Source organism: Nocardia sp. NPDC006982 (assembly GCF_042869435.1).
Taxonomy (GTDB): Bacteria; Actinomycetota; Actinomycetes; order Mycobacteriales; family Mycobacteriaceae; genus Nocardia.
Genome location: NZ_JBIAFV010000007.1, coordinates 54,791 through 77,501 on the forward strand (window position 1 = coordinate 54,791; position 22,711 = coordinate 77,501).

The 22,711-nt window shown below is 66.2% G+C and carries 22 protein-coding genes; 9 read left to right on the forward strand and 13 right to left on the reverse strand.

Translation table 11 applies throughout. The features are described 5' to 3' along the window. Positions 1 to 14: 14 nt before the first annotated feature. Positions 15 to 902, reverse strand: a complete 888-nt coding sequence (locus tag ACFYOW_RS27265) for a helix-turn-helix domain-containing protein (protein WP_387292530.1) — start codon at positions 900 to 902, stop codon at positions 15 to 17. An 89-nt stretch (positions 903 to 991) separates the two neighbouring features. On the opposite strand from ACFYOW_RS27265, the gene ACFYOW_RS27270 reads away from it, so the two are divergent. Genes ACFYOW_RS27270 through ACFYOW_RS27280 form a run of 3 tightly spaced genes read left to right on the forward strand, consistent with a single transcriptional unit; the run spans position 992 to position 4,104 of the window. Next, positions 992 to 2,155, forward strand: coding sequence for a hypothetical protein (locus tag ACFYOW_RS27270; protein WP_387292532.1), 1,164 nt, complete (start codon positions 992 to 994; stop codon positions 2,153 to 2,155). Further along, a complete protein-coding gene (locus ACFYOW_RS27275) occupies positions 2,155 to 2,931 on the forward strand; it encodes an SDR family oxidoreductase (protein WP_327098234.1) in 777 nt (258 codons plus the stop codon). Before ACFYOW_RS27270 ends, ACFYOW_RS27275 begins: the two co-directional genes overlap by 1 nt. Before the next feature lie 9 nt (positions 2,932 to 2,940). Further along, entirely contained in the window at positions 2,941 to 4,104 is a 1,164-nt protein-coding gene (locus tag ACFYOW_RS27280) for a sulfotransferase family protein (RefSeq protein WP_387292534.1), read from the forward strand. Between the two features lie 39 nt (positions 4,105 to 4,143). Here the strand turns inward: ACFYOW_RS27280 and ACFYOW_RS27285 are convergent, their stop codons facing one another. Next, positions 4,144 to 4,815, reverse strand: a complete 672-nt coding sequence (locus tag ACFYOW_RS27285) for a PaaI family thioesterase (protein WP_387292536.1) — start codon at positions 4,813 to 4,815, stop codon at positions 4,144 to 4,146. 244 nt (positions 4,816 to 5,059) lie between these two features. On the opposite strand from ACFYOW_RS27285, the gene ACFYOW_RS27290 reads away from it, so the two are divergent. Then, positions 5,060 to 5,713 (forward strand): HAD family hydrolase, encoded by a 654-nt coding sequence (locus ACFYOW_RS27290; RefSeq protein ID WP_387292538.1) that lies wholly within the window; start codon positions 5,060 to 5,062, stop codon positions 5,711 to 5,713. Between the two features lie 31 nt (positions 5,714 to 5,744). On the opposite strand, the gene ACFYOW_RS27295 is transcribed toward ACFYOW_RS27290, so the two are convergent. Beyond that, on the reverse strand, positions 5,745 to 6,338 hold the full coding sequence (locus ACFYOW_RS27295; protein WP_387292540.1) for a TetR/AcrR family transcriptional regulator: 594 nt from the start codon (positions 6,336 to 6,338) through the stop codon (positions 5,745 to 5,747). 21 nt (positions 6,339 to 6,359) lie between these two features. On the opposite strand from ACFYOW_RS27295, the gene ACFYOW_RS27300 reads away from it, so the two are divergent. Continuing rightward, positions 6,360 to 6,728, forward strand: a complete 369-nt coding sequence (locus ACFYOW_RS27300) for a hypothetical protein (protein WP_387292542.1) — start codon at positions 6,360 to 6,362, stop codon at positions 6,726 to 6,728. Then, entirely contained in the window at positions 6,725 to 7,213 is a 489-nt protein-coding gene (locus tag ACFYOW_RS27305; RefSeq protein WP_387292544.1) for a hypothetical protein, read from the forward strand. The genes ACFYOW_RS27300 and ACFYOW_RS27305 overlap by 4 nt, the downstream gene beginning before the upstream one ends. 59 nt (positions 7,214 to 7,272) lie before the next feature. On the opposite strand, the gene ACFYOW_RS27310 is transcribed toward ACFYOW_RS27305, so the two are convergent. The 4 genes from ACFYOW_RS27310 to ACFYOW_RS27325 form a co-directional block, all read right to left on the reverse strand. Then, on the reverse strand, positions 7,273 to 8,529 hold the full coding sequence (locus ACFYOW_RS27310) for an RNA polymerase sigma factor (protein ID WP_387292546.1): 1,257 nt from the start codon (positions 8,527 to 8,529) through the stop codon (positions 7,273 to 7,275). Between the two features lie 8 nt (positions 8,530 to 8,537). Then, positions 8,538 to 8,885 (reverse strand): YciI family protein, encoded by a 348-nt coding sequence (locus ACFYOW_RS27315; protein WP_387292548.1) that lies wholly within the window; start codon positions 8,883 to 8,885, stop codon positions 8,538 to 8,540. Positions 8,886 to 8,995: 110 nt separating this feature from the next. Continuing rightward, positions 8,996 to 9,799 (reverse strand): ABC transporter ATP-binding protein, encoded by an 804-nt coding sequence (locus ACFYOW_RS27320; protein WP_387292550.1) that lies wholly within the window; start codon positions 9,797 to 9,799, stop codon positions 8,996 to 8,998. Positions 9,800 to 9,819: 20 nt separating this feature from the next. After that, a complete protein-coding gene (locus ACFYOW_RS27325; RefSeq protein ID WP_387292552.1) occupies positions 9,820 to 10,491 on the reverse strand; it encodes a FadR/GntR family transcriptional regulator in 672 nt (223 codons plus the stop codon). A 241-nt stretch (positions 10,492 to 10,732) separates the two neighbouring features. Here ACFYOW_RS27325 and ACFYOW_RS27330 point away from each other — a divergent pair, with 241 nt between their 5' ends. Both ACFYOW_RS27330 and ACFYOW_RS27335 read left to right on the forward strand, forming a co-directional pair. After that, positions 10,733 to 12,400, forward strand: a complete 1,668-nt coding sequence (locus tag ACFYOW_RS27330) for a 2-isopropylmalate synthase (protein WP_387293212.1) — start codon at positions 10,733 to 10,735, stop codon at positions 12,398 to 12,400. Positions 12,401 to 12,479: 79 nt separating this feature from the next. Beyond that, the gene (locus ACFYOW_RS27335; protein ID WP_387292554.1) at positions 12,480 to 14,753 is read left to right on the forward strand and encodes an ATP-binding protein; all 2,274 of its coding nucleotides are present in this window, start codon (positions 12,480 to 12,482) and stop codon (positions 14,751 to 14,753) included. Positions 14,754 to 14,757: 4 nt separating this feature from the next. Here the strand turns inward: ACFYOW_RS27335 and ACFYOW_RS27340 are convergent, their stop codons facing one another. The 4 genes from ACFYOW_RS27340 to ACFYOW_RS27355 form a co-directional block, all read right to left on the reverse strand. Next, positions 14,758 to 15,273 carry a DinB family protein gene (locus tag ACFYOW_RS27340; protein ID WP_387292556.1) on the reverse strand — a complete coding sequence of 172 codons (516 nt, stop codon included), beginning with the start codon at positions 15,271 to 15,273 and terminating at the stop codon, positions 14,758 to 14,760. Positions 15,274 to 15,367: 94 nt separating this feature from the next. Next, complete coding sequence (locus tag ACFYOW_RS27345) at positions 15,368 to 16,216, reverse strand: alpha/beta fold hydrolase (RefSeq protein WP_387292558.1); 849 nt, start codon at positions 16,214 to 16,216, stop codon at positions 15,368 to 15,370. Beyond that, positions 16,216 to 17,409, reverse strand: a complete 1,194-nt coding sequence (hsaA, locus tag ACFYOW_RS27350; protein WP_387293214.1) for a 3-hydroxy-9,10-secoandrosta-1,3,5(10)-triene-9,17-dione monooxygenase oxygenase subunit — start codon at positions 17,407 to 17,409, stop codon at positions 16,216 to 16,218. Before hsaA ends, ACFYOW_RS27345 begins: the two co-directional genes overlap by 1 nt. 149 nt (positions 17,410 to 17,558) lie before the next feature. After that, the gene (locus ACFYOW_RS27355; RefSeq protein ID WP_387292560.1) at positions 17,559 to 18,263 is read right to left on the reverse strand and encodes a response regulator transcription factor; all 705 of its coding nucleotides are present in this window, start codon (positions 18,261 to 18,263) and stop codon (positions 17,559 to 17,561) included. Between the two features lie 282 nt (positions 18,264 to 18,545). Between ACFYOW_RS27355 and ACFYOW_RS27360 the strand changes: the two genes are divergently transcribed. Next, positions 18,546 to 19,187 carry a maleylpyruvate isomerase family mycothiol-dependent enzyme gene (locus ACFYOW_RS27360; protein ID WP_387292562.1) on the forward strand — a complete coding sequence of 214 codons (642 nt, stop codon included), beginning with the start codon at positions 18,546 to 18,548 and terminating at the stop codon, positions 19,185 to 19,187. Between the two features lie 19 nt (positions 19,188 to 19,206). On the opposite strand, the gene ACFYOW_RS27365 is transcribed toward ACFYOW_RS27360, so the two are convergent. Beyond that, the gene (locus ACFYOW_RS27365) at positions 19,207 to 20,139 is read right to left on the reverse strand and encodes a tyrosine-protein phosphatase (RefSeq protein WP_387292563.1); all 933 of its coding nucleotides are present in this window, start codon (positions 20,137 to 20,139) and stop codon (positions 19,207 to 19,209) included. Between the two features lie 48 nt (positions 20,140 to 20,187). Then, on the reverse strand, positions 20,188 to 22,605 hold the full coding sequence (locus ACFYOW_RS27370; RefSeq protein WP_387292565.1) for a PEP-utilizing enzyme: 2,418 nt from the start codon (positions 22,603 to 22,605) through the stop codon (positions 20,188 to 20,190). Positions 22,606 to 22,711 lie beyond the last annotated feature (106 nt).

Sequence of the window (22,711 nt, forward strand, 5' to 3'; positions counted from 1 at the left end):
GTTTCGGTCATTGGTCAATGGTTCGAATCCGGCTTGTGACCCCCGGACTCGGCGGTCACCCGATCCGCGGCCGCCACGAGTGCGGTTCCGCGGCGGTCGATCTCGGCACCGGTGATGGAGGTTCCGACGTACATCGTCAGCACCATGTTCTGCCTGCTGTCGCTGCCGTAGGTGGGCGCGGCGAGCAGGCTGACCGGATGTTCCTTGCGCGGGCGCAGATCGGTGCCGAGATAGACCCGCTCGCCGAGGCTGGTCACCAGTTCGCCGACGAGTTCGCGCACCTCATTGGGCAGGTCGCTGGCCGCGACCCCGGCGAGCAAAGCGTACAGTCGCCGCCCGGCCGCGGTCAGGCTTTCGACCAGGTAGCCGCGCTCGCGGCACTCCGCGACGATCCGGCGCAGCCGGGCCTCGTCCTGGCGCAGCGGCACCGTCGGCGGCTTGCGCAACCAGGCGTCGAAGGCCGCGTCGGTATCCCAGAGCACGTACATCAGACCCACCGGCGGTGCGAAATGGTAGGCCGCACCCACCTTGACCAGGCCCGGACCGGTGCTCTCCAGCACCATGATCTGCTCGCCGACTACGGCCGATGCGGTGCAGGTGGTGCGGTAGAGCGCGGTGAGTTTCTCCAGCTCGGCGCGCGCGATGGAGGCGATGGCGAAGCTGTCCTGCGCGACCCGGCCCGCGGCGATAAGCGCAGGTCCGAGGCCGTAGGTGCGGGTGTTCGCGTCGCGCATGAGATAGCCGCCCGCGGTCAGTTCGGTGAGGATGCCCAGGCAGGTCGGTTTGGCCAGGTCGAGCTCGCGGGCCAGTTCGGAGAGTCCGAAGCGTTTGCCGCGCCGCTCGACGAAGAAATCCAGCACTTGGACCACCCGTGCGGTCGGGGCGGATCTGCGGGCAACCATGGACAACTCCTAGAACAGGTTCTAATCTTGCTCATATCGAAATGTACCAGAGCGGTACATATTTGGAACAGCTACTTCGGAGAAGCCTCTTGCTGACACAGCCGTTCGCGGAAGCCATCGCCGCCGCCGAGGAAATCATCACCGGCGCACCGCATATTCGAACCGAACAGGACCTCGTCGAGGGCTACGACTACCTCGCGGGCAGTATTCGCGCCTCCATCCAGATGGCGTGGGCCTTCGAGCGGGACTTTCCGTTCTTCGTCATGTCCACCGGCCCGTATACGAAGATGGGTCTGGACAACCCGGACACCCTCTACTTCCATTCGTATCTGCGCCCCGACGCCGAGTATGTGGTGACCGGAACCCGCGGTACCACTCGTGACCTCAGCTTCCAGGTACTCAACGGCAACTACTCGCCGGTGGATGTCCCCGACAGCGAGACCGCCTTCGACGCCCGCGCCCTCGATATTGCGGCCGACGGGTCCTACGAGCTCCGGCTCGGTCCCGGCGAGGCGCGCCGCGGCTATGTTCATCTCGCGCCCGACTCCGCCATGCTCGTGGTGCGTGAGGTACACAGCGACTGGGCCACCGAGAAGTCCGGCACGATCCGCATCCAGCGGGTGGACCGGATCGGCGACGCACCGCCGCCGCCGACCAGGGACCTGATGAGCAAGCGGTACGACATCGCCGGGAAAATGCTGGTCTCGCGGCTGAATACCTTCCTGGCGTTCCCGAAGTGGTTCTATCTCAACCTCCCGGTCAACACGATGACCGAACCGCGCTCCACTCCAGGTGGGCTCACCACCCAGTTCTCCTCCGTCGGTCATTACGAACTCGACGACGATCAAGCGATGATCCTCACCGTGCCGAAATCGGATGCGCCATACCAGGGCTTCCAACTCGGCAGCATGTGGTACCTGTCGCTGGACTACATCAACCACCAGACCAGCCTCACCGCCGACCAAGCGCGCGTGGATCCGGACGGGATGATCCGGCTGGTCATCAGCGAGCGCGACCCCGGATTGACCAACTGGATCGAGCGCACCGGCCATGCGCGCGGGTACCTGCAGTTCCGCTGGCAACAGCTGTCGCGGGATCTGAAGCCCGAGGACGGGCCGAGGGTGGAGGTGGTATCGGTCGCCGAATTGCCTGAGCGGCTGCCGTACTACCAGGAAGCTCGGGTCACGCCAGAAGGATGGAAGGCCCGGATCGCGGCGCGTCAGGTTGCCGTGGCGGAAAGGATGCTCGGCTGATGTTGTTGCAGGACAAAGTAGTTGTTGTCTCCGGAGTCGGTCCGGGGCTCGGCCGGGCCATCGCGGTGCAGAGTGCGCGCGCCGGTGCCGATGTGGTGCTGGCCTCGCGGACCGAATCGCGGCTGACCGAGGTGGCCAAGGAGATCACCGAACTCGGCAGGCGCGCGGTGGTGGTGCCGACCGATATCAATGATGAAGCGGCCGTGACGAATCTGGTCGAGACGGCACAGAGCGCCTTCGGCCATGTCGACACCCTGGTGAACAATGCCTTCGCGATTCCGCCGATCACCGATCTGGCCGATGTCGATCTCGATGATGTGCGCGCCGGTTTCGAGACGAATGTGCTCGCCGCACTGCGGCTGACGCGTCTGTTCGTGCCCGCGCTCACCGAGTCCAAGGGCTCGGTGGTAATGATCAATTCGGCGGTGCTGCGGCATTCGCGGCGCACCTTCGGGCCCTACAAGATGGCCAAGGCGAGTCTGCTCGCGCTGGCGCAGAGCCTGGCCACCGAACTCGGGCCGAAGGGCATTCGGGTGAATACCATCGCGCCCGGCTATATCTGGGCCGACAACTTGAAGTGGTACTTCAACTATCAGGCCAAGCAGCGCGGGATCACCCCCGAAGAGGTGTACGCCGAAACCGCCAAGACGATCGATCTGCGCAAGCTTCCCGAACCCGATGAGATCGCCGACGCCGTGGTCTTTTTCGCCTCGCATCTGGCGCGGGCGATTACCGGCGCCTGCCTGGATGTCAACGGCGGCGAATACCACCACTAGGAGATGACTGTGATCGGCAGAGACGACGTCGGCACCATCGACGATCTGCACGCCTCGGCGACCAAGGTCGTCGGATTGACCGATTTCGGCGATGACGGCTACCGCGAGGGGCTGGCAGTGCTGCTCGAGTCCTATGCCAAGGAAGCCGAGCTGACGCCCTTCGGCAATAAAGTGAATCGGGCCTTCCTACGCGGTGCGCTGATCGCGCGGCTGCTGAGTGAGGCCGCGTGGCAACGCTTTCCCGAACATGCCGAGGTCGCGATCGAGCGCCCGATCTTCGTGACCGGGCTGCCGCGTTCGGGTACGACGGCGGTGCATCGGCTGCTCAACGCGGATCCGGCGCATCAGGGCCTGGAAATGTGGCTCACCGAGATGCCGCAGCCGCGGCCGCCGCGCGAGACCTGGGCGGACAATCCGGTGTACCAGCGGATCGAGGCGGCCTTCGAGCAGCATCATGTGGAGCATCCGGAATTCATGGGCGTGCACCATATTTCGGCGGACCAGGTGGAGGAGTGCTGGCAGCTGCTGCGGCAGTCGTTGATGTCGGTGTCCTACGAATGCCTCGGCTATCTGCCCGGCTATTCCGAATGGTTGCGCGAACAGGATTGGACCGATACCTATCGCAGGCATCGGCGCAACCTGCAGTTGATCGGCATGCCCGATGCCGACCGGCGGTGGGTCTTGAAGAACCCCAGCCATCTGTTCGCGCTGGACGCGATCTTCGAGGTGTATCCGGATGCGCTGGTGATCCAGATGCACCGGGATCCGCGCACCATCATCGCCTCGGTGTGCAGTCTCAACGAGCAGGCCTCGGCGGGGTGGTCGGAGAAGTTCCGCGGTCCGGTCGTCGGTACCGCGCAGTTGGATCTGTGGGCCAGGGGAGCGGATAAGTTCCTCGCGGATCGCAAGCGGCACAACGCCGCTCAGTTCTGCGATGTGTACTACGACGATTTCGTCGCCGACCCGATCGGCACCGTCGGATCGATCTACCGGCACTTCGATATCGCCCTGAGCTCCGAGGCCGAAGCGGCGATGACGGCGCTGCATGCGGAAAGCACCTCGGGCGCGGCCCGTCCGGTACATCGCTACACGCTAGAGGACTTCGGCCTCACTGCGGATCAGGTCGACGATCGCTTCGCCGAATACCGCAACAAACACTTCCCGACGAGCTAGGGGCATCCGAGATCAGGTGCAATCACCTGATCTCGGTTCTCACTGCTGCCCCGGTTTGAGCACGATGAACAGCCCCTGTGCCTCGGCGCAGAGGCGTTCGCCGTCGTGCAGGGTGGCCCGCACGTAGACCTTGCGGCCCTCCTGCCGTTCAGTCCACGCATGCACCCGCAGTTCGGTGTTGAGCGGGGTGATGGAGCGGTAGTCGACGGTCAGCGATGCCGTGCGCGTCACCTCGCCCGCGTGCATTGCCGCGGCCATACCGAGCAGATCGTCGAAAGCGACCGCGACCTGTCCGCCGTGGGCGGCCTTATTGCCGCCCAGGTGGAAGGTGCGGAAGGTGATGCGGGCATCGACGCCGTCGCGGCTCGCCTTGTCGACGACGAACGGTGGGAGGGTGATATTGCCGCGGGAGGGCAGGTCGGCCCGGGTCCAAGTCGGTGCGGACCATTCGTCGACGATCGCGGCGTCCAGCTTGTCGTTGAGCTGTTTGAGGACGCCGATCGTCTCCAGCGCGAGCTCATCGGTCGGACATGCCAGCCGGGCCCGATCCATCAGATTGCGCACCTCTTCGATGAATGCGCCGTAGTGCGGGCCGCCGCGCGAAATATCGAGGTCGTCCAGCTGGGCGTCGATCAGCTCCGACATCGGCCGGAACCCGCCCTCGTGGTGCTCCTCGCTCGGCAGCGAGTTGCCGACCTGCTCTTCGTTCATAAGAACACGTTATCGGTTGCCGGTCGAATGCTCGTTCGGCGGGGCTGCGCGATGTGCTGGAATCGGGCGAAGCCGCCGAATGGGGCGGCGAAATGGTGGTGGGATGCGAGGGCAGGGTTGGCTGGCCTAGTGTGGGTACTCGTTCCTCATCAGGTCTTCCGAAACCCCCACCGCGGGGCGGGTCGATGGGTCGGCCATCGGGTCGTCGCCGAACGGTGTTGCCCGGCGAAAGGCTTTGTCCCATATGCACATTGCTGCTGTTGTCTTCGATATGGACGGCGTTCTGATCGACTCGGAGCCGGTGTGGGAGCAGGTGCGCCGCGCGTATGTGGCAGAGAAGGGCGGGCGCTGGCTACCCGATACGCAGCAGCGGCTGATGGGCATGAGTACGGGGGAGTGGTCGGACTATCTCAGCGGTGAACTCGGAGTCGGTGCGCCGCCGGATACCGTGGCCAATGATGTGATCGATCGCATGGCGCAGCAGTACGAGCAATCGGTGCCGCTGCTGCCGGGGGCCGTCGAGGCGGTGCAGCGCATCAGCGAACACTGGCCGCTCGCGGTGGCCAGTTCGTCGCCGCGGAGCCTGATCGACACCGTGCTCGGCCGCACCGGGCTGATCGAATTCTTCGGCGTCACCTTCTCGACCGAGGAGGTCGATCGAGGTAAGCCCGCCCCCGATGTGTACGTGGCGACGGCCGCCTTCATGCGGCACAAGTCCACCGAATGCGCGGCCGTCGAGGATTCGAGCAACGGACTGCGGGCGGCACATGCCGCGGGTATGCGCGTTATCGCGGCCCCACGCCCGGAATACCCACCCGCACCGGACGCCCTAGCCCTGGCTGCCGAGGTGATCGACACCCTCGACAAGCTCACCCCCGAAATCGTTGCCGGGGAGTGAACCCATTGCGGCTTTGCCAACAGGCGCGGTGTCAAGGGTGGTAGGACTCGAGCAGGGCGCGGGCGGCGGCGGTGAGGTCGGCTTCGAGCCACGCGGGGAGGGCGGGGGCCTGGGCGTGGCGGCGCAGGGCGGCGTAGGGGAGGTCGACTACGGCGCGGCTGACGGCGTCGATTTCGCGGTCGCCGTCGCGGCCGAAGCGGGCGACGGCGATGCTGCGCAGATGGTCGATGAGCGGTGCGTTCATCTGGTCGAGCCGGGCACGGAACTCCGCATCCGGTCCGCCGTCGAGCAGATCGCTGGGACGCAGGTTCAGCAAAAGCTTTGCGTCATCTGGTAATTCGCGAGCGAAGTGAATGCTCGCCACGGCCATCGCGACACCGGCCTCGACCGGGTCCGGTTCGGCCGCGGCGGCCTTGACTCGGTCCTGGAAGCGTTCGAGCGCACGCAGCCACGCCGCGGTCAGCACACCGTTGCGGTTGCCGAAACGGTGATAGAGCGTGCCGACGGGCGCACCACTGGCCGCCGCGATCGCCGCGACGCTGGCGGCGCGGGGACCGTCGGTGAGCACGAGGGTGCGCGCTGCGTCGAGGATCACGTCGGTGTCGTGCTTGCGGGGAGGCGCCATGTACTAGTACGTTCCTTCTATATGGAGCGATTGCCCTACATAGATGAGCATGCCAGATCGGTGGACGCGAATCGCGCTCGGGCGTGGAAAGCCTTGCTGAAAGTTGTCTGCAAGGATCCGAACGATCCGTCGAAGGCGCCGACCGGGTTCGTGCTCGACGCGGCCGACGAGCCCGCTCGGCTGGCACTGCGGGGGCGGCACTGGTTCGCGCGCTATGCGCTGGTCTTCGAACTCGACGAGCAAGGGCCGAGCCGAACATTGGTGCGAGCACAGAGCTGGGCCGAATTCCCCGGTCTGCACGGAAAGATCTACCGCGCGTTGGTCATCGGCACCGGCGGCCACAAGATCGTAGTGCGCGATATGCTTCGCCGAATCGCGGCCGCGGCATGATCCCGGGGTTGGTCTGGGGTGCCACCGAAGCCGAATGCGAACTCCCCCTGCCCTGTGACGAGGTGCAACCCGGTGGGGTGCAGGCGGATCGGGCCATCAGCATCGACGCGCCACCCAGCGTGGTCTATGGCTGGCTGTGCCAATTGCGGGTCGCGCCGTACAGCTACGACCTGCTCGACAACTTCGGCAGGCGCAGCCCACGCCACCGCGATCCGGCGCTCACCGAACTCGAGGTGGGACAGCGGTTCATGTCCGCGTTCACCCTCGTCTCCTTCGTGCTGTGCCGCCATATCACCCTGGTCTCCGGCAAGGTCTGCGTCACCTACGCGGTACGACCCGAAGGACGCGGTACCCGCCTGACGGTCCGAATGCATTGCGGCGCACCGTGGCTCATCGCCCGTGTGCTGGCACTCGGCGATGTGCTCATGATGCGCAAACAGTTGCTGACGCTGAAGGAACTGGCCGAGGCCGAGGTATCGCGATAGCCGGGCCCGGCGCAAAGCCATCCGCCGCGCGTGAACGCTGGCTCGAGGCGATTACGCGGTTATTCACATCCGGCCATGCGGTCCAGTAGTAGTGCCTGTTCGGCGTTGTTCCCGGTCAGCTCCGCCGCGCGGGCGAATTCGGCACGCGCTTCCTCGGGCCGACCGAGCCGATCGAGCAGGTCGCCGCGGACAGCGGGAAGCAGATGATAGTTGTCCAATGTGCCGGTGGCGACGAGCGCGTCGACGAGTTCGAGACCCGCGGCGGGCCCGTGCACCATGCCGACCGCGACGGCCCGATTCAATTCGACGATCGGCGACGGAAAGCGTTCGGCGAGAACCGCATACAGGCCCGCGATGCGCCGCCAGTCGGTCTCCTCGGCGCTCGGAGCCATGGCGTGCAGTGTGGCGATCGCGGCTTGCAGCGCATAGCGGCCCGGCCGTATCCCGCGATTGCGGCTGACCGCATGGGAGCGGCCGAGTGCGGCGAAACCACGTCGGATCAGCAGCTGATCCCACCGGGAACGCTCCTGATCCGCCAGCAGGACAACGGTTTTCGTGGGGTTCATCCGCGCGGCCGAGCGCGATGCCTGCAATTCCAACAGTGCGGCGAGGCCGTGTGTTTCCGGTTCGTCGGGCAGCAGACTCGCCAGCATCCGGGCCAAGCGCAGGGCGTCCTCGCACAATTCGACCCGGATCCAATCATCGCCCGCCGTCGCCGAATAGCCTTCGTTGAAGATCAGGTAGACGACCTCCAGCACCGAATCCAAACGCCTTGTCAGCTCGTCACCGTGCGGTACCGCATAGGGCACGCGCCTGGCTGCGATGGTGCGTTTGGCTCGCACAATGCGTTGGGCGACAGTCGATTCCGGTACGACGAAGGCCCGGGCGATCTCCTCGGTGGTCAATCCGCCGAGTAACCGGAGCGTCAATGCCACCCGGGCCGGTTGCGACAGCACCGGATGACAGGCCGTGAAGATCATGCGCAGCAGATCGTCTTCGATATCCTCGGCCGCCTCGGGCTCCGGACCGGTCCGCAGTTCATGACCGACCAGTGTCAGCTTCCGCGCGAGGTTCTGATTGCGGCGCACCCGATCGATCGCCCGATGTTTCGCGGTGAGCATGAGCCAGCCGCCCGGATTCGGCGGCACACCGTCGTGCGGCCACTGCTCCAGGGCGGCGACCAGCGCGTCCTGTGCGAGTTCCTCGGCGGCGTCGATATCGCCGACGATCCGGGTCAGCCCGGCTATCAGGCGCGGCCATTCCATTCGCCACACGGTTTCGACGGCATCGCGGATCTGCTCGGGCGACCGGCTCATCTATCGGGTCAGCCCTCGACGACCTGGCGAATCTCGATCTCGATATCCCACTCCGGCCCGTGCACGCTCAGGAAGCGCGAGGTCCATTCCACCGCCTCCTGCTTCGTTTTCGTCTGCAGCAGGCAGTACCCGCCGACGACCTCCTTCGACTCGGTGAACGGACCATCGAGCACGGTCTGCTTGCCACCGGTCTGGGTGATCTTCGTGGCCTCGGTGATCGAATGCAGACCGGCGGTATCCAACAGCACCCCGGCCTTGGTCATCTCCTCGATCACCTTGTTGACCTGCTCGATCAGCGCCTCGTCGGGAACCGGCGCATTTGTCGGATCGACTCGGATCAGCATCATGTGTCGCATCTGGCCATCCTCGGTTCGGTGGTCGGCTTGTCCGACCCTCACTCAACGCATCGAACGGCATCGGCTCGAATCGACATTCTCCCGGAAGATTCTTCCGGAACCCACATTTGTTACGCGGGCCAGGCCCGCACGGCGGCCCGCGCGGTCCAGCGGCCGTCGTCGTAGCGGACCGCCACCGGATGGTCGAAGGCCGCGCTCACGGTGTCCGTGGTGACCGTTTCGGCGGCGCGACCAGCGGCGACGGTGCGACCGTCGGCGATCAACAGCGCGTGGGTCGTGGTGCTCGGCAGTTCCTCCAGATGATGAGTGACCAGGATCGAGGCGACCTCGGGATGGGTTTCGCCGAGTGCGTCGATGGTCTCGAGGAGTCGTTCGCGGGCCGCCACATCGAGTCCGGTGGACGGCTCGTCGAACAGCAGCAGGCGCGGTGCGGCGATGAGGGCACGCGCGATCAGGGTTCGGCCGCGTTCGCCCTGCGACAGCGTCGGCCAGATCTCCTCGGCCTTGCCTTTGAGGCCGACGGTATCGATCAGGGCGTCCGCCCGGCGCAGATGCTCCGGTGTAGGCCTCCAGCGCATCGGGGTGTCGATGGTGGCGGTGATGCCGGTGAGTACGACCTCGCGGACGGTCAGCGGATACCGCAGTGGATGGCGCGGATTCACATGCCCGATCGAGTGGCGCAGTGGGGCCAGATCGACCCGGCCCATCCGCCGGCCGAGGATATCGACGGTGCCCGAGGTCGGGAAGGTGACCGCGGCGCAGAAGCCGAGCAGGGTGCTCTTGCCCGCGCCGTTGGGTCCGAGCAACGCCCAGTGTTCGCCCGCGTGGACGGTCAGCGAGATGCCGTCGATGATCTGTTTGCCTTCGCGGCGGAAGGTGACGTCACTCAGTTGCAGCACCGGGGTTTCGGGCACGGGAGATCTCCATTCGGTCATCACGTGAATGCGTCCTTCAGAGCGGTGAGGTGCTTTCGGCTGAATTCCGCTGCGGCACTGGGATTTCGGTGTGCGATCGCATCCGTGAGTCGAATGTGCGCGTCGTGGTCGGCGGGCGCGGAGGGGACCGGGCGGATCTTGAGCATATCGATCATGGCTACCCGTAGCCGGGGCAGAAAGCTGTCGAAGAGCTGGGTGAGCACGTCGTTGTGCGCGGCGACGATGACGGCGCGATGGAATGCCATATCGGCATCGACATGGTCGGCGATCGGTTCGCCGTGCGCCTCCCGTGCGGCCAGTGCCCGGCGGATAGCGCGCAGGTCGGCCGGGGTGCGGCGCTGTGCGGCCAGGGCGGCGGCCTCGGCCTCGATCGCGATGCGGGCTTCGATGACGGCGGCGATGGTGGCGCGGCGCAGCACCACATCCCAGTCCTCGGTGACATCCAGCGCGGTCACGAAGACACCCGCGCCCTGACGGCTGTCGAGCACGCCCTTACCCGCCAATTCGCGGATCGCCTCGCGCAGCGTCGAGCGCCCGACACCGAGTTGCGCGGCGAGGGTCGTTTCGCCCGGAAGGCGATGTCCCAGTGGCCATTCCCCATTGCGGATGCGGGTGAGCAGCAGTTCCGCCGCCTGCGCCGCGAGGGGATGCCGCCGTACCTGCGAGACCATCCGAACCTCTCTACTTGTCTGAGGAGTTGTGTATAGTCTAGCAATCATGCGCACCATGCTTCTGCTTAGCCGCCACGGCGGGGCCTGACGACCGGCCGCCCGCCGTGGGGTTTCGTCGTGGCCGGTCACCGTTCTCTGTGACGGCCGCGAAGGCCAGGAAGCAGCAATCATGTCCATGTTCCCCACCATTGCCACGCCCGCCGGTGCCGTCTCGGCGTGGAACAGGCAGCGGCATTCGCAGATGCCCTCGCATCGCTATCGCAGTGTCTACGATCGCGTGGAAGTACGACTCGCCGAACGTAGTTGGCCGAATGCCCGGCTCACCCACGCGCCGCTGTGGGTGCCGGTCGATCTGCGCGATGGCAACCAGGCGCTGGCCGAACCCATGGATCCGGTGCGCAAGCAGCGGTTCTTCGAACTGCTGGTTGCCATGGGCTACAAGGAGATCGAGGTCGGCTACCCGTCCGCATCGCAGACCGATTTCGATTTCGTCCGGATGATCGCGCGGACAGATATTGCGCCGGAGGATGTCACGATCGTGGTATTCACCCCGGCCCGACGCGATCTCATCGAGCGCACGGTGGAATCGGTGCGCGGTATCCGCAACGAGGTCGTCATCCACATGTACACCGCGACCGCGCCGGTATGGCGAGATGTGGTGCTGGGCAAGGACACGGACGAACTGCGCGAGCTGATCGTTTCCGGTGGCCGCGACGTCCTCGAACTCGCCGGTGAGCTGCCGAATGTGCGGTTCGAATTCTCGCCCGAGGTGTTCAACCTGACCGAACCGGAATTCGTACTCGATATCTGCGACCGCATGACGACCCTGTGGGATGCCACCCCGCAGCGGCCGGTGATCCTGAATCTGCCTGCCACGGTGGAGGTCGCGACACCGAATGTGTACGCCGACCAGATCGAATACATGCACAAGAACCTGGCCCGCCGCGACAGCGTCATCCTGTCCGTGCACCCGCACAATGACCGGGGTACCGGTATCGCATGCGCGGAACTGGCTGTACTCGCCGGAGCGCAGCGCGTGGAGGGCTGTGTCTTCGGCAATGGCGAACGCACCGGCAATGTCGATATCGCGACCCTGGCGCTGAATCTGCATGCGCAGGGCATCGATCCGATGATCGACTTCTCCGATATCGACGAGATCCGCAGGACCGTCGAGTACTGCACGCGCCTGCCGATTCACGAAAGGCATCCGTATGTAGGCGATCTCGTGCACACCGCGTTCTCCGGCACACATCAGGACGCGATCAAGAAGGGGATGGCCGAACATCGCGAACGGGCTGCCGCGACCGGCATCGACGAACGCGAACTCGATTGGCGTGTCCCGTATCTGCCGATCGATCCGGCCGATATCGGGCGCAGCTACGACGCGGTCATCCGGGTGAACTCCCAGTCCGGCAAGGGTGGGATCGCGTACCTGCTGGAGTCCGAATACGGCCTGGAACTGCCGCGCAGACTGCAGATCGATTTCGCGCGACACGTGCAGGCGCGCACCGATGACACCGGTCTCGAGATCACCGCCGCCGAACTGCACGAGCTGTTCGAGGCGACATATCTGCACACCGAGACGGCGTCGATCGAGTTGGTCGAATGGCGGACGACCGACGGATACCTCGAGGTCACGCTGAGCATCGGTGGTGTCGCCGAGCGCAGCGAACATCGCGATATCGGTCCCATCGAGGCGCTCACCTCGGCACTGGCCCGGGTAGGTCATCCGATCGAGGTGCTCGGATCGACCCAGCAATCGATCGGAGCAGGCAATGACGGGACCGCGATCACCTATCTCGAATACCGCATCGGTGCGCGGACCGGATGGGCCTGCGGACGCGGCGATTCGGTCCTCACCGCATCGCTGGCCGCCGTCATCCGAGCCGCGAACGCGATAGTCTCCTAAGGGGTAGCGATACGACATCTCGGTCAAAATGCCCGGGACGGCGGCCGCGCATGAAAAGGTATGCAGCGTGGTGCGGCACGTGACAGGGAACCTCCCAGCTGAGGTGACGAGCTTCGTAGGTCGTGACGCCGAGGTCGCCACGGCGCGCAAGCTGCTGTCCAGTACGCGGCTGCTCACCCTGACCGGGCCGGGCGGCGTCGGGAAGACCCGGCTCAGCCGGCGGGTGGGGGAGACGGTGCGTCGCGCCTTTCCCGACGGTGTCTGGCTGGTCGAGATCGCGCATGTGCACGACGGGGATCTGGTGGCGTTGAGCGTCGCGCAGGCGCTGGGTCTGCGCGACGACACCTCCTCACCCGTCGTCGGCCTGACCGAATTCCTGGCCGACAAGACCCTGCTGTTGATCCTGGACAACTGCGAGCACTTGATCGGCGCATGTGCCGAACTCGTGGACCGGCTGATTCCGACGACCACCGACGTGCGGATTCTCGCGACCAGCCGCGAGTCGCTCGGAGTCTCCGGGGAACAGGTCATGCCGGTGCCGCCGCTCACGGTGCCGGAGGTAGAGGAGGATGAGGCGCGCCCGGCGCACGTCGACAGCGATGCGCTGCGGCTGCTGATCGATCGCGCCGTCGCCGCGAACCCCGATTTCCAGGTCACCGATGCCAATCGCGGGGTGCTCGCGGCGATCTGTCGTCGCCTGGACGGTATACCGCTGGCACTCGAGCTGGCGGCATTGCGGTTGCGGATGTTCACACCGGATCAGGTGCTCGCACGCCTGGACGATGCGATACGGCTGCTCACCGCGGGGTTGCGCACCGCGCCCGAGCGGCAGCAGACCCTGGAGGCCGCGATCCGGTGGAGCTACGACCTGTGCACGCCGGATGAACAGCACCTGTGGGAGCAGCTGTCGGTCTTCGCGGGGGGTTTCGATCTGGAGGCCGCGGAGGCGGTCTGCGTGGTCCCGGATGTGCTGCTGGACGCGTTGACCGGGTTGGTGGACAAGTCGGTGCTCGGCTACCGGCAGAACAGCGACGGTACCGGGCGCTACACCATGCTCGAACCGTTGCGTCAGTTCGCGTTGGCGGGATTGGTCGCCCGCGGCGGTGAGCGGGCGGTGCGGCTGCGTCATCGCGATTACTACCACGGGATCGCCGCGCAGGGTCGCACCGCGTACTGGGGCAGCGAGGATGTCACCTGGTTCCGTGACGTCACCCGCGAACATCCGAATATGCGTGCGGCACTGCAGTTCTCGCTCGCCGATCCGGAAAGCGCCCATCGTGCACTGGAGCTCGCGACGGAACTACGACCGTTCTGGGAGCATTACCGCTTTCTGTTGGAGGGCTATCGCTGGCTCCTGGAGGCGTTGGAGAAGGATCTCGATCACACGAAGGATCGAGCCCGCGCACTGGCCGCCGCTTCGGTGATCGCCGCCATGCTGTCCGATCCGGAGACCGCTAGCCGTTTCGCGGACGAGTGTCTGTACATCGCAACCGAACTCGACGCCGAAGATGTCCTCGTCGAACATGCACTGCTCGCCGCGCTGCTGGCATTCGCCAACGACGAGCCGAGACAGGCACTCGATATCGCCGAGGCCGTCTCGGACCGTGCGCGTGCCTGCGCCCACCACGGCGTCGAGATGGAGAGTCTGGCCTTCGCGTATGTGTGTGCGCTGGTGTTGGACGACGACCGGGCAGGCGCGATCGCGGATCGCTTCCTCGCCAAGACCAAGGACTACGGCTCGCACCTGCTGGGCGGGCTGGGGCATTGGGCGGTGGGCACCGACCGCTGGCGCAAAGGCGAGCAGGACGCGGCGATTGCGGAGCTACGCAAGGCGGTCGAGCTGTTCAGTCTGTTCGACCGGTGCGTGTGGACGGCGTCCGGTTTCGACGGACTCGCATGGGTGGCGACGGCCGATGGCGATCTGAACCGTGCGGCGCGACTGATGGGTGCGGCGTCGACGGTGCGGCGCGGCAGTACCCAGCGGCTCGCCCACGAGATGACCGAATTCGTCGGCGACAAGGTGCGCCTGCAGGTGCGCGATGCGATGGGCGAGAAGGAGTTTCGGGACGCCTTCGATGCGGGTGCGGCCCTGGGGTTGGAGGAGGCGGTCGCTTTCGCGCTCGGCACCGAGCTACCTGCTGCGCCGGTGAAAACTGTTGCGGCGGATGTGCTCACTCGGCGCGAACGTGAAGTCGCCCGGCTGATCGGGGCGGGTGCCAGCAACAAGGGCATCGCGAGTGAGTTGGTGATCTCGATTCGGACCGTCGAGAGCCACGTCGACCACATTCTCACCAAATTGGGCTTCACCTCGCGGACGCAGATCGCCGCGTGGGTCAGCCGGAATCAGATCTGACACGTCAGTCGCCGGTCGCGCCGTCGATGCGTTCGCGCAGGAAGTCGGCGTGGCCGTTGTGTCGCGCGTATTCCTCGATCATGTGCACATAGACCCAGCGCAGGCTGAATTCGATGCTGCGATGAGTGAAGACGTGGTCCAGGGATAGGTCCGCGACGGCGGCGTCGGCCGACTTGATCTCCGCGTGCAGCGTCGCCAGATCCGCGGCGGCATCGGCATTGGCGATATCGTCGAAATCGCCATTCGGGTTGTCTTCGCTGCAGTACAGGTAATCCAGCGGTTCGCCGCGGGTGGCGATGCGGAACCAGCCGCGTTCGCATTCCGCGAGGTGGCGGACCAGGCCGAGCAGCGACAGCGTCGAGGGTGCGACGCAGCGCCGCTTCAGCTGCTCGGCCTCGAGCCCGGCGCATTTCCACAGTAGGGTGCGGCGGTGCAGGTCCAACCAGGTCTGCAGCATGGTCCGCTCGTCGGCGACCAGCGGCGGCTTGGTTCTGGTGATCTCGGGTGCGGTCCACGTCACCGGCCGACTGTAACTCCGAACCCGCGCCCGGATCTCGCGAATTAATGCGATATCGGCCGGACATAGTGATGCCTATGTTGCCTCGGCATCGGCGCTACAGGCCGGAGCTCAGGAAGTCGATGACCGCGCGCTCGAAGGCGTCCTTGCGCTCGATCTGCACCCAGTGCCCGCAGCGCCCGAACAGGCGCAGATCGGCATTCGGCAGCTGACGTGACGGCAGCAGCGCACCCTCGGCCGGAGTGACCCGATCATCGCGGCCCCACAGCAGCAGCACCTCATTGCGCAGCGCGCGCAGCCGCGCCCACAGCGGAATCGGTTCCGCGAAGGCGGGATTCGCGAAGGTCGCGTAGGCGTCGCGGATCGCCGCGATGGCGGCCGGATCCGCCGCCGCGGCCCATCGGTTCTCGACCAGCTCGTCGGTGAGAACCGCCTCGTCGAACACCATGGTCCGCAGCCAGGCGAGTACTCGCTCCCGGGTCGGCTCGCCGGTGAAGTCGAGCAGCCGCCGAATCCCTTCGGACGGTTCGGGTCCCAGCACATTGACGCCGACACCGCCCGGCGCCATGAGCACCAGTCGATCGATGCGCCGGCCGTGTTCGAGCGCTACGAGCGTCGCCACCGCACCACCCATGGAGTTGCCGAGCAGGTGCACCGTCGGCAGTTCGAGGTGATCCAGCAGTCCGAGCACGGCGTCGGCGGCGATGCGCAGATAGTTGCGCTGGTACACCTCGGGGCGTTCGCTTGCGCCGAACCCCGGCTGATCCAGGATCAGGCAGCGGAAATGTTCGGCGAGTACCGGCAGGTTCGCGCCGAAATTGGCCCAGCCGGACACCCCAGGGCCGGATCCGTGCAGCAGCACCAGCGGCGGACCTGAACCCGCCTCGTGGTAGCGAAGTTTCAGCCCGTCGACGGTGATGTGGCGACTGGTATCCGCAGCGTCCATCAGACCATCCGATCTTCGACCGGCAGCCCGAATTCACCGCGGCCGAACATGGCGAGGGCGCGCTCGACATCATTGATGACGTGCACACTGCCCGCGTGTGCGTCGCGCCAATGTCGTTCGATCGGATTGGGTTTGCGGATCGAGTGGCCGCCGGAGTTGTCGAACAGCAGCTCGATCGCCTGGATCGCGCGCTCGGTGCCGCGCACCTGATCGCGGCGGGTGCGCAGCCGGGTTTCGTACGGAATCTCCTCGCCCGCTTCGGCATAACGCAGTTGCTCGGAAATGTTGTGTTCCATCTGCAGGATGGCCGCGTCGATTTCGGAGCCCGCGCGCGCGACCCGCACATGGGCGAATGCGTCCTCGGCCACCTTCTGCCCGCCGTAGGACAGCCGGACCCGCTCGCGCATCCGCTCGATATGCGCCTCGTACGCGCCCTGTGCGGCCCCGATGATGGGGGCGGTGATGGTGTTGGAAAAGACGCCGGCGAACGGAATCTTGTACAGCGCAGCGGGATTGGCTTCCTGGCCCGGACCGCGCAGCTGTGATTGCTCGGTGGCGCTGTAGGCGCGGTGATGCGGCACGAAGGCCTTCTCGATGACGATATCGTTGCTGCCGGTGCCGGACAGGCCGACCACGTGCCAGACGTCATCGATGCGATAATCGTTGCGCGGCACCAGGATTGTCAGATAGTCCTTGGGGTTGCCGTGCTCGTCCGGGGCCAGTGCGCCCAGGAATGCCCACTGGGCATGGTCGCAGCCGGAGGAGAAACTCCACCGTCCGCTGACCTCGTAACCGCCCTCGACCGGCGTGAGTCGACCGGTCGGGGCGTACGAGGAGGAGATGAGCGTGTCGGAATCCTCGCCCCACACCTCTTCCTGCGCCTGCAGTGGGAAAAGTGCCAGCTGCCAGGGATGCACGCCCAGCACCGACGACACCCAGCCGGTGGACGGGCAGGCCGACGCGATCGTGCGAATGACCTCGTAGAACGCCACGGGGGAGGCTTCGTCGCCGCCGAATCGTGACGGCTGCAGCATGCGGAACACCCCCGCCTCGGTCAGTTCCCGGATGCTCGCCACCGGAACCCGCCGCTGCAGATCGGTCTCCGCGGCTCGCTCCCGGATTGCCGGGAGTAGATCCCGAACCCGATCGAGCACCTTATTGGGCCCGCCCGTCACCCGACCACCACCCCTCATCGAATCGCTGCGCGATGCTGGGTTCATGGGGGTCCTCCTATGTTCTCGCGACCGGTGTGTGCCGGACGACGCCATAGTTGTGACGCTATGGCGGCCGTGGCGGCGCGTCGGGGAGAAGTCCCGGTGATCGGAACGCTCGGAGGTGGTGTCTACACCGCGTGCAGCAAATTCGATTCTGCGGTGGTCTCGTACGGGTCCGGACCCCATCGATAGCCGTAGCCGCGGATATTCGTGATCAGCCCGGGGCGGTCCAACTTCGCGCGCAACGAGGCCATATGCACATACAGTTTCCGCGATACCGCCAGCATCGAGTCGCCCCAGACGCAGTCCATCAATTGCTCACGGCTGACCGCGATTCCGGGCCGCTCGGCCAGGACCCGCAGCAACTCGAACTCCAGCCGGGTGAGCGGAACCAGTTCCCCGGCCACCTCGACCCGCCGCGCCGCGAGATCTACGCGAACATCCTCGCTGGTCACCGTCTTGCCCCGGGCGGCGCTGGCAACGCCGACCCGGCGGGTGACCGCCTCGAGCCGGGCGGCCAACTCACCGATACGCGCGGGTTTGACGACATAGTCGTCGGCGCCGCTGTGCAGCCCGAGCACAATCGAACGCTCATCGGCGTGCTCGCCGAGAATCACCACCGGCACCGAGCTGACCTCGCGCAGTTTGCGCAACACCTGCAACCCGTCCATATCCGGCAGGCCCATGTCGAGGATAACGGCGTGATAGCCGTGGTGCGCCAGCAGCAGGTCGGCCCCGCGATGCTTGCGCTCCACCTGATGACCGTGCAGTTCGAGCCCCTGCGCCAGGGCGTCGCCGCCGTCGGCTTCACCATCGATCATGATCAGCCGCATCCGTCTCACCTTCCCGCACGATCCGCCGAAGAGCAGCGAACCTGCATGGTCGCCGCCGACGCCCGAGCACGCAAAGTTATTCCCTTGCCACCCTTGGGAAACACCGCTCCGCGCCCCTCACTTGGACAAGTGATCACGGGGAAACCATGGCGGCGAAACGCGAGTAGTCCACGCCACCAGTGCCACCTGATCTTGATTGATTTCCGGGGCGACCGATGAATTCGGGGGGAGCGGTTCGTCGTAGGTAATGGAGGGGGGCGGCCAAGGGTTGGAGGAGATGCGATGACGGAGACCGAGGTGCGGGCGGCGATCGAGGCGGAGCGGGGTGAGTTGGCGGAACTGCTGGCCGGGCTGGCGGCCGAGCGGTGGGATGAGCCGACGTTGTGTGCCGGATGGCGGGTGCGGGAGGTCGTTGCCCATATCACCATGCCGTTTCGGATGTCCATGCCGCGGTTCGCACTCGAAATGCTCAAGGCGCGTGGCAATTTCAACAAGATGGCGGATAGGAGTGCGCGATCGGATGCGGCGGTGCTGGCAGCCGAGGATCTGGTCGCCGCGGTGCGCGACAATGTGGATCATCCGTGGAAGCCGCCGGGTGGCGGGTACGCGGGTGCGCTGAGTCACGATGTCATCCACGGTTTGGATATCACCGTCGCGCTCGGGCTCGACCGCGTCGTCCCGGCCGAGCGCATGCGAATGGTGCTCGGGGCGCTCTCACCGAAGAGTGTCAACTTCTTCGGCGTAGACCTGCACGGGATCGAACTGCGGGCCGATGATCTCGACTTCACCTACGGCTCGGGTTCGGTGCTCGCGGGTTCGGCCCAGGATCTGCTGCTGGTGTTGTCCGGCCGGACGCTGCCCGCGGGAAGTCTGCGCGGCGATACGGCCGAGAGATTCACGGAGCCGGTGCCACCTTCGCGGTGACACCGGCACAACCTCAGTGCTAGGTCAGCATCTTCGCCTTCAGCGCCTCCAGCGTCGTGCCGTCGATCCCGAGACCATCGCCGAGGAAGCTGTCGAACGAGCCGTAGGACGCCTGGACCTGGTCGAACGCCGCGTCCAGGAACTCGCGCTGCACACCGAGGATCGGCTCCCAGAGCGCACGATCGGTCACCAAGCCCTGGGCGACGAGCCCGTCCAGCAGCGCCATGTTCCCGGCCGCCAAGTTGTCGTTGGAGTCCAGGAAGTCGTTGTAGATCTGCCCCTTCGGGACATCCAGCGCGCTCATCAGGATCGCGGTCATCCAGCCGGTGCGGTCCTTACCAGCCGTGCAGTGGTACAGCACCGCACCCTGCGTGGTCGCTATGTCCTTGAATGCCTGGGCGAACTGGGCGCGCGCGGTGGGGTTCGAAACGAACCACGCATAGTAGTCGCGCATGATCTTGGCGGCCTTGCCGTCGCCGAGCGCCTCCTGCTGGGCGGCCGGTCCGGCCTGGATCAGTCGCGCCACCATGAGGTAGAAGTCGTTGGCCGGATCGTAGACCGGCTGTTCGGTGCGGCGGATCGATGCCGGGAGCTTATCGGGATCGCGGCCGGTTTCGGTGGGGCTGCGGAAGTCGATGACCTGAGTAATATTGAGCGACACCAGCTTCTGCTGTTCGCTCGCGTCGAGTTTGGCCAGCGCGTCGGAGCGGTACACGACGCCGGTCGCGAGCTTGCTGCCGCCCTTGGCCGGATAGCCGCCGATATCGCGGGCATTCGGCGCATGCGCCAGACCCACCGGCCGATCGGCCTGGCCCGGGGACCGCAGCACCGGCACGGCCGGCCCCGAGAGCGCCGGACCCGCCGACGCCGGCCCGGCCAGCGCCGGGAGAACGCCGACCAGCACAGCGGCCGCGGCCGCGATCGTGCCGCGGAAAGCGCGCGAATTCTTCACGAGGGGTGTTCCTTTCAGCAAAGTCTGCGACCCGAGTTCGGGCCGCGCTCAGTCGGCCAGCAGCGTGACCGTCCCGGCCGCGCCGTCCACGCGCACGCGCTGGCCGTCGGCCAGGCTCGTGGTGGCGGTCTTGGTGTCGACGACACAGGGAATGCCGAATTCGCGGGCGACGATCGCGGCATGGGATGCTGATCCGCCGATATCGGTGATCACGGCGGCGGCGTAGGCGAACATGGCGGTGTGGCCGGTGTCGGTCACCGCGGCGACCAGGATGTCGCCGGGCTCGATATCGTCATCCAGCGACAGCACCAGCTTGACCCGGCCTTCCACCACACCGGCGCAGACACCGATGCCGGTCAGGCTTTCGTCGGCGGTGAGTGCGGCCGCGTCGGGTACCGGTTCCCATTGTCCGGCAACGACATCGGGCATCCTGATGGTTTGCAGTCGAGTGCGTTCCGCGCGCCTGCGGGCCACCTTGTCGGCCGCATCCGCTGGGAGACAGAAGACTTCGTCCAGCGTGAGATAGCAGGCGTCGTCGATCTCGCGCAATCGACCGGCGCGAACGAGCCGATCGGCCCGCTCACGCACGGCAAGTCGCAAACAGTGAGTGATCCGGACGACGCCGTCGCGAGCGCGTTCCCGGGCCACGGTGGCTCCGGCCGCCATGCGAGCCGTGCGACTCGGCGACGTATCCACGGAGTCGCGCTTGGGCGCCGGCATCTGCGCGGCGCGGGCGGCGGCGCTCACCAAGAGGGCGGGGCGGTCGCCGAATGTCGGGTTGATCAGCTCGCATTCACCGGGACCTCGGTGCCCGACCTTCGCCAGCTCCGCATCGAGCGCGGCGGCGAAAGCAGGTGATTTCGCCCGCGCCGCATCGATATCACCGGCGCGCGCCACCTCGGCGAGATCGGCATCGGTGCGGCAGAATTCGGCCAGGCGTTCCACCGCGAGCATGGGTTTCGCCGATTCCAACCTGGTCAGGTCGATCGGAACCTCGCCCGCATCCTTGCCGCGTGCGTGGATGGCGGTGGCGGCACCGGTCATCATCACACCGATCGCCGCGGCCTGCCACGCCTGGTGCAGACGATCGCGCCAGAGCAGGGCGCGCACATGCAACTGCTCATCGGACAGTTCACGAATCTCATTCGCGTTCAACGCTTCCGCATGAGATGCGGCATTGATCAGCTCGGCTGTCTTGCCGAAACGGCGGGCGGTGGCGATGACGCGGGAGGTCGCGCGTACCGTCGCCAGCGTGCTGGCGAGCCCGGTCGGCATCGGCGGCTTGCCGTGCGGCTGCAGGGCGATTTCGGCCGGGATATTGCCATAGGCGTCGCGGCGGATGCTCTCCTCATCCCAGCCCGGCATATTCTCGGCCGCGAGCACGCCGATCGAGGCATTGATGTAGATGTGGTGGCCGAGCACCGTGGTGACCCGACTCGTCCAGTGTTCCAAGGCGATTCCGTCGAGGGCAATCATCTCGCCCATGGCCTCGTTGCTGAGGCGAATGGCACCGGCCTGCAGGTCGATGGTCAGCGGTGTCATCGGGCCGGGGAGCGCCTCGGAAGTATTGGTTGCGGTGTGTACCGGGTAGCGCTCGTCGACCCGATCGTCGAATTCGCCTTCGAGACCCGCCGGCGCGACATCGGTGAGCGGATGGTTGTCCGACGTGGCGGCACGGGATGGAATCACGTGTGACGGCAAAGGGATTGCGCCCTTGCGCGTGCGGAAGCCACCGCCGTCGGGCTTGCGGCCGATCATTCCGCGCACCAGATCGGCGATGACCTCGCGTGCCGTCCAGCCGCAGCGGAAGCCCCACTCCTCTTGTGCGACAGTGGGATCCAGAAGAGCGTGGCGGCCGGACCAGCCTGGCACCCGAGCCGAGGACCGTACACCCGCTTCGCGCATCATGCGGCGCACCTCGTCGGCGGTCACCACGCCGGAAGCTGCGAGTTCGACGATCTCGACCCCATCTTCGCGATGACCGGACGGCGGCGCGGTGGCGGCCAGTACCAGGAACCGGTCCAGGTCGTCGCTGTGCAGCAACTGGAATCCGTCATCGGACTTCGAGCCGAGGATCGGCTCGAGTGCCCGGCGGGTTTCGTGCCCGATCCGGCGACCGGCGATCGGCGCGGTGCGCACCAGCACGCTATCCGCGCCCGAGGCGCGCAGCACCGCCATCGCCTTGTCGTCCGAAAGCCGTGTCGAGCGAGGACCGACTGGAACCACCATCCGCGCACCGGCTTCGCGTGCGGCGGCGGCGATTTCGGCGAGCCCGCCTGCCGCCAGATGTACGACGCTCACGCAGCCGTCGACAGCGTCGGTATGGTCGGTCGTGAACCGCACCCGTGGATCGATGTAGCGATGCCGCCGCTGGTCCAGCCCGACCACTTCGTGCCCGGCGGCCAACAACATGCGCGCCACCGCGCGACCGCTCGGCTCGGTGATTCCGGTGACCAGGACCCGCATCGATTTCCTCTCCTCACTGGCGCCGGGATACGCGAACGTGACGCCGTTCACACACCATCGCGAGTGCGGGGCGCCGCGATCGGTGCCAGTCCCACTGACCGGGAGT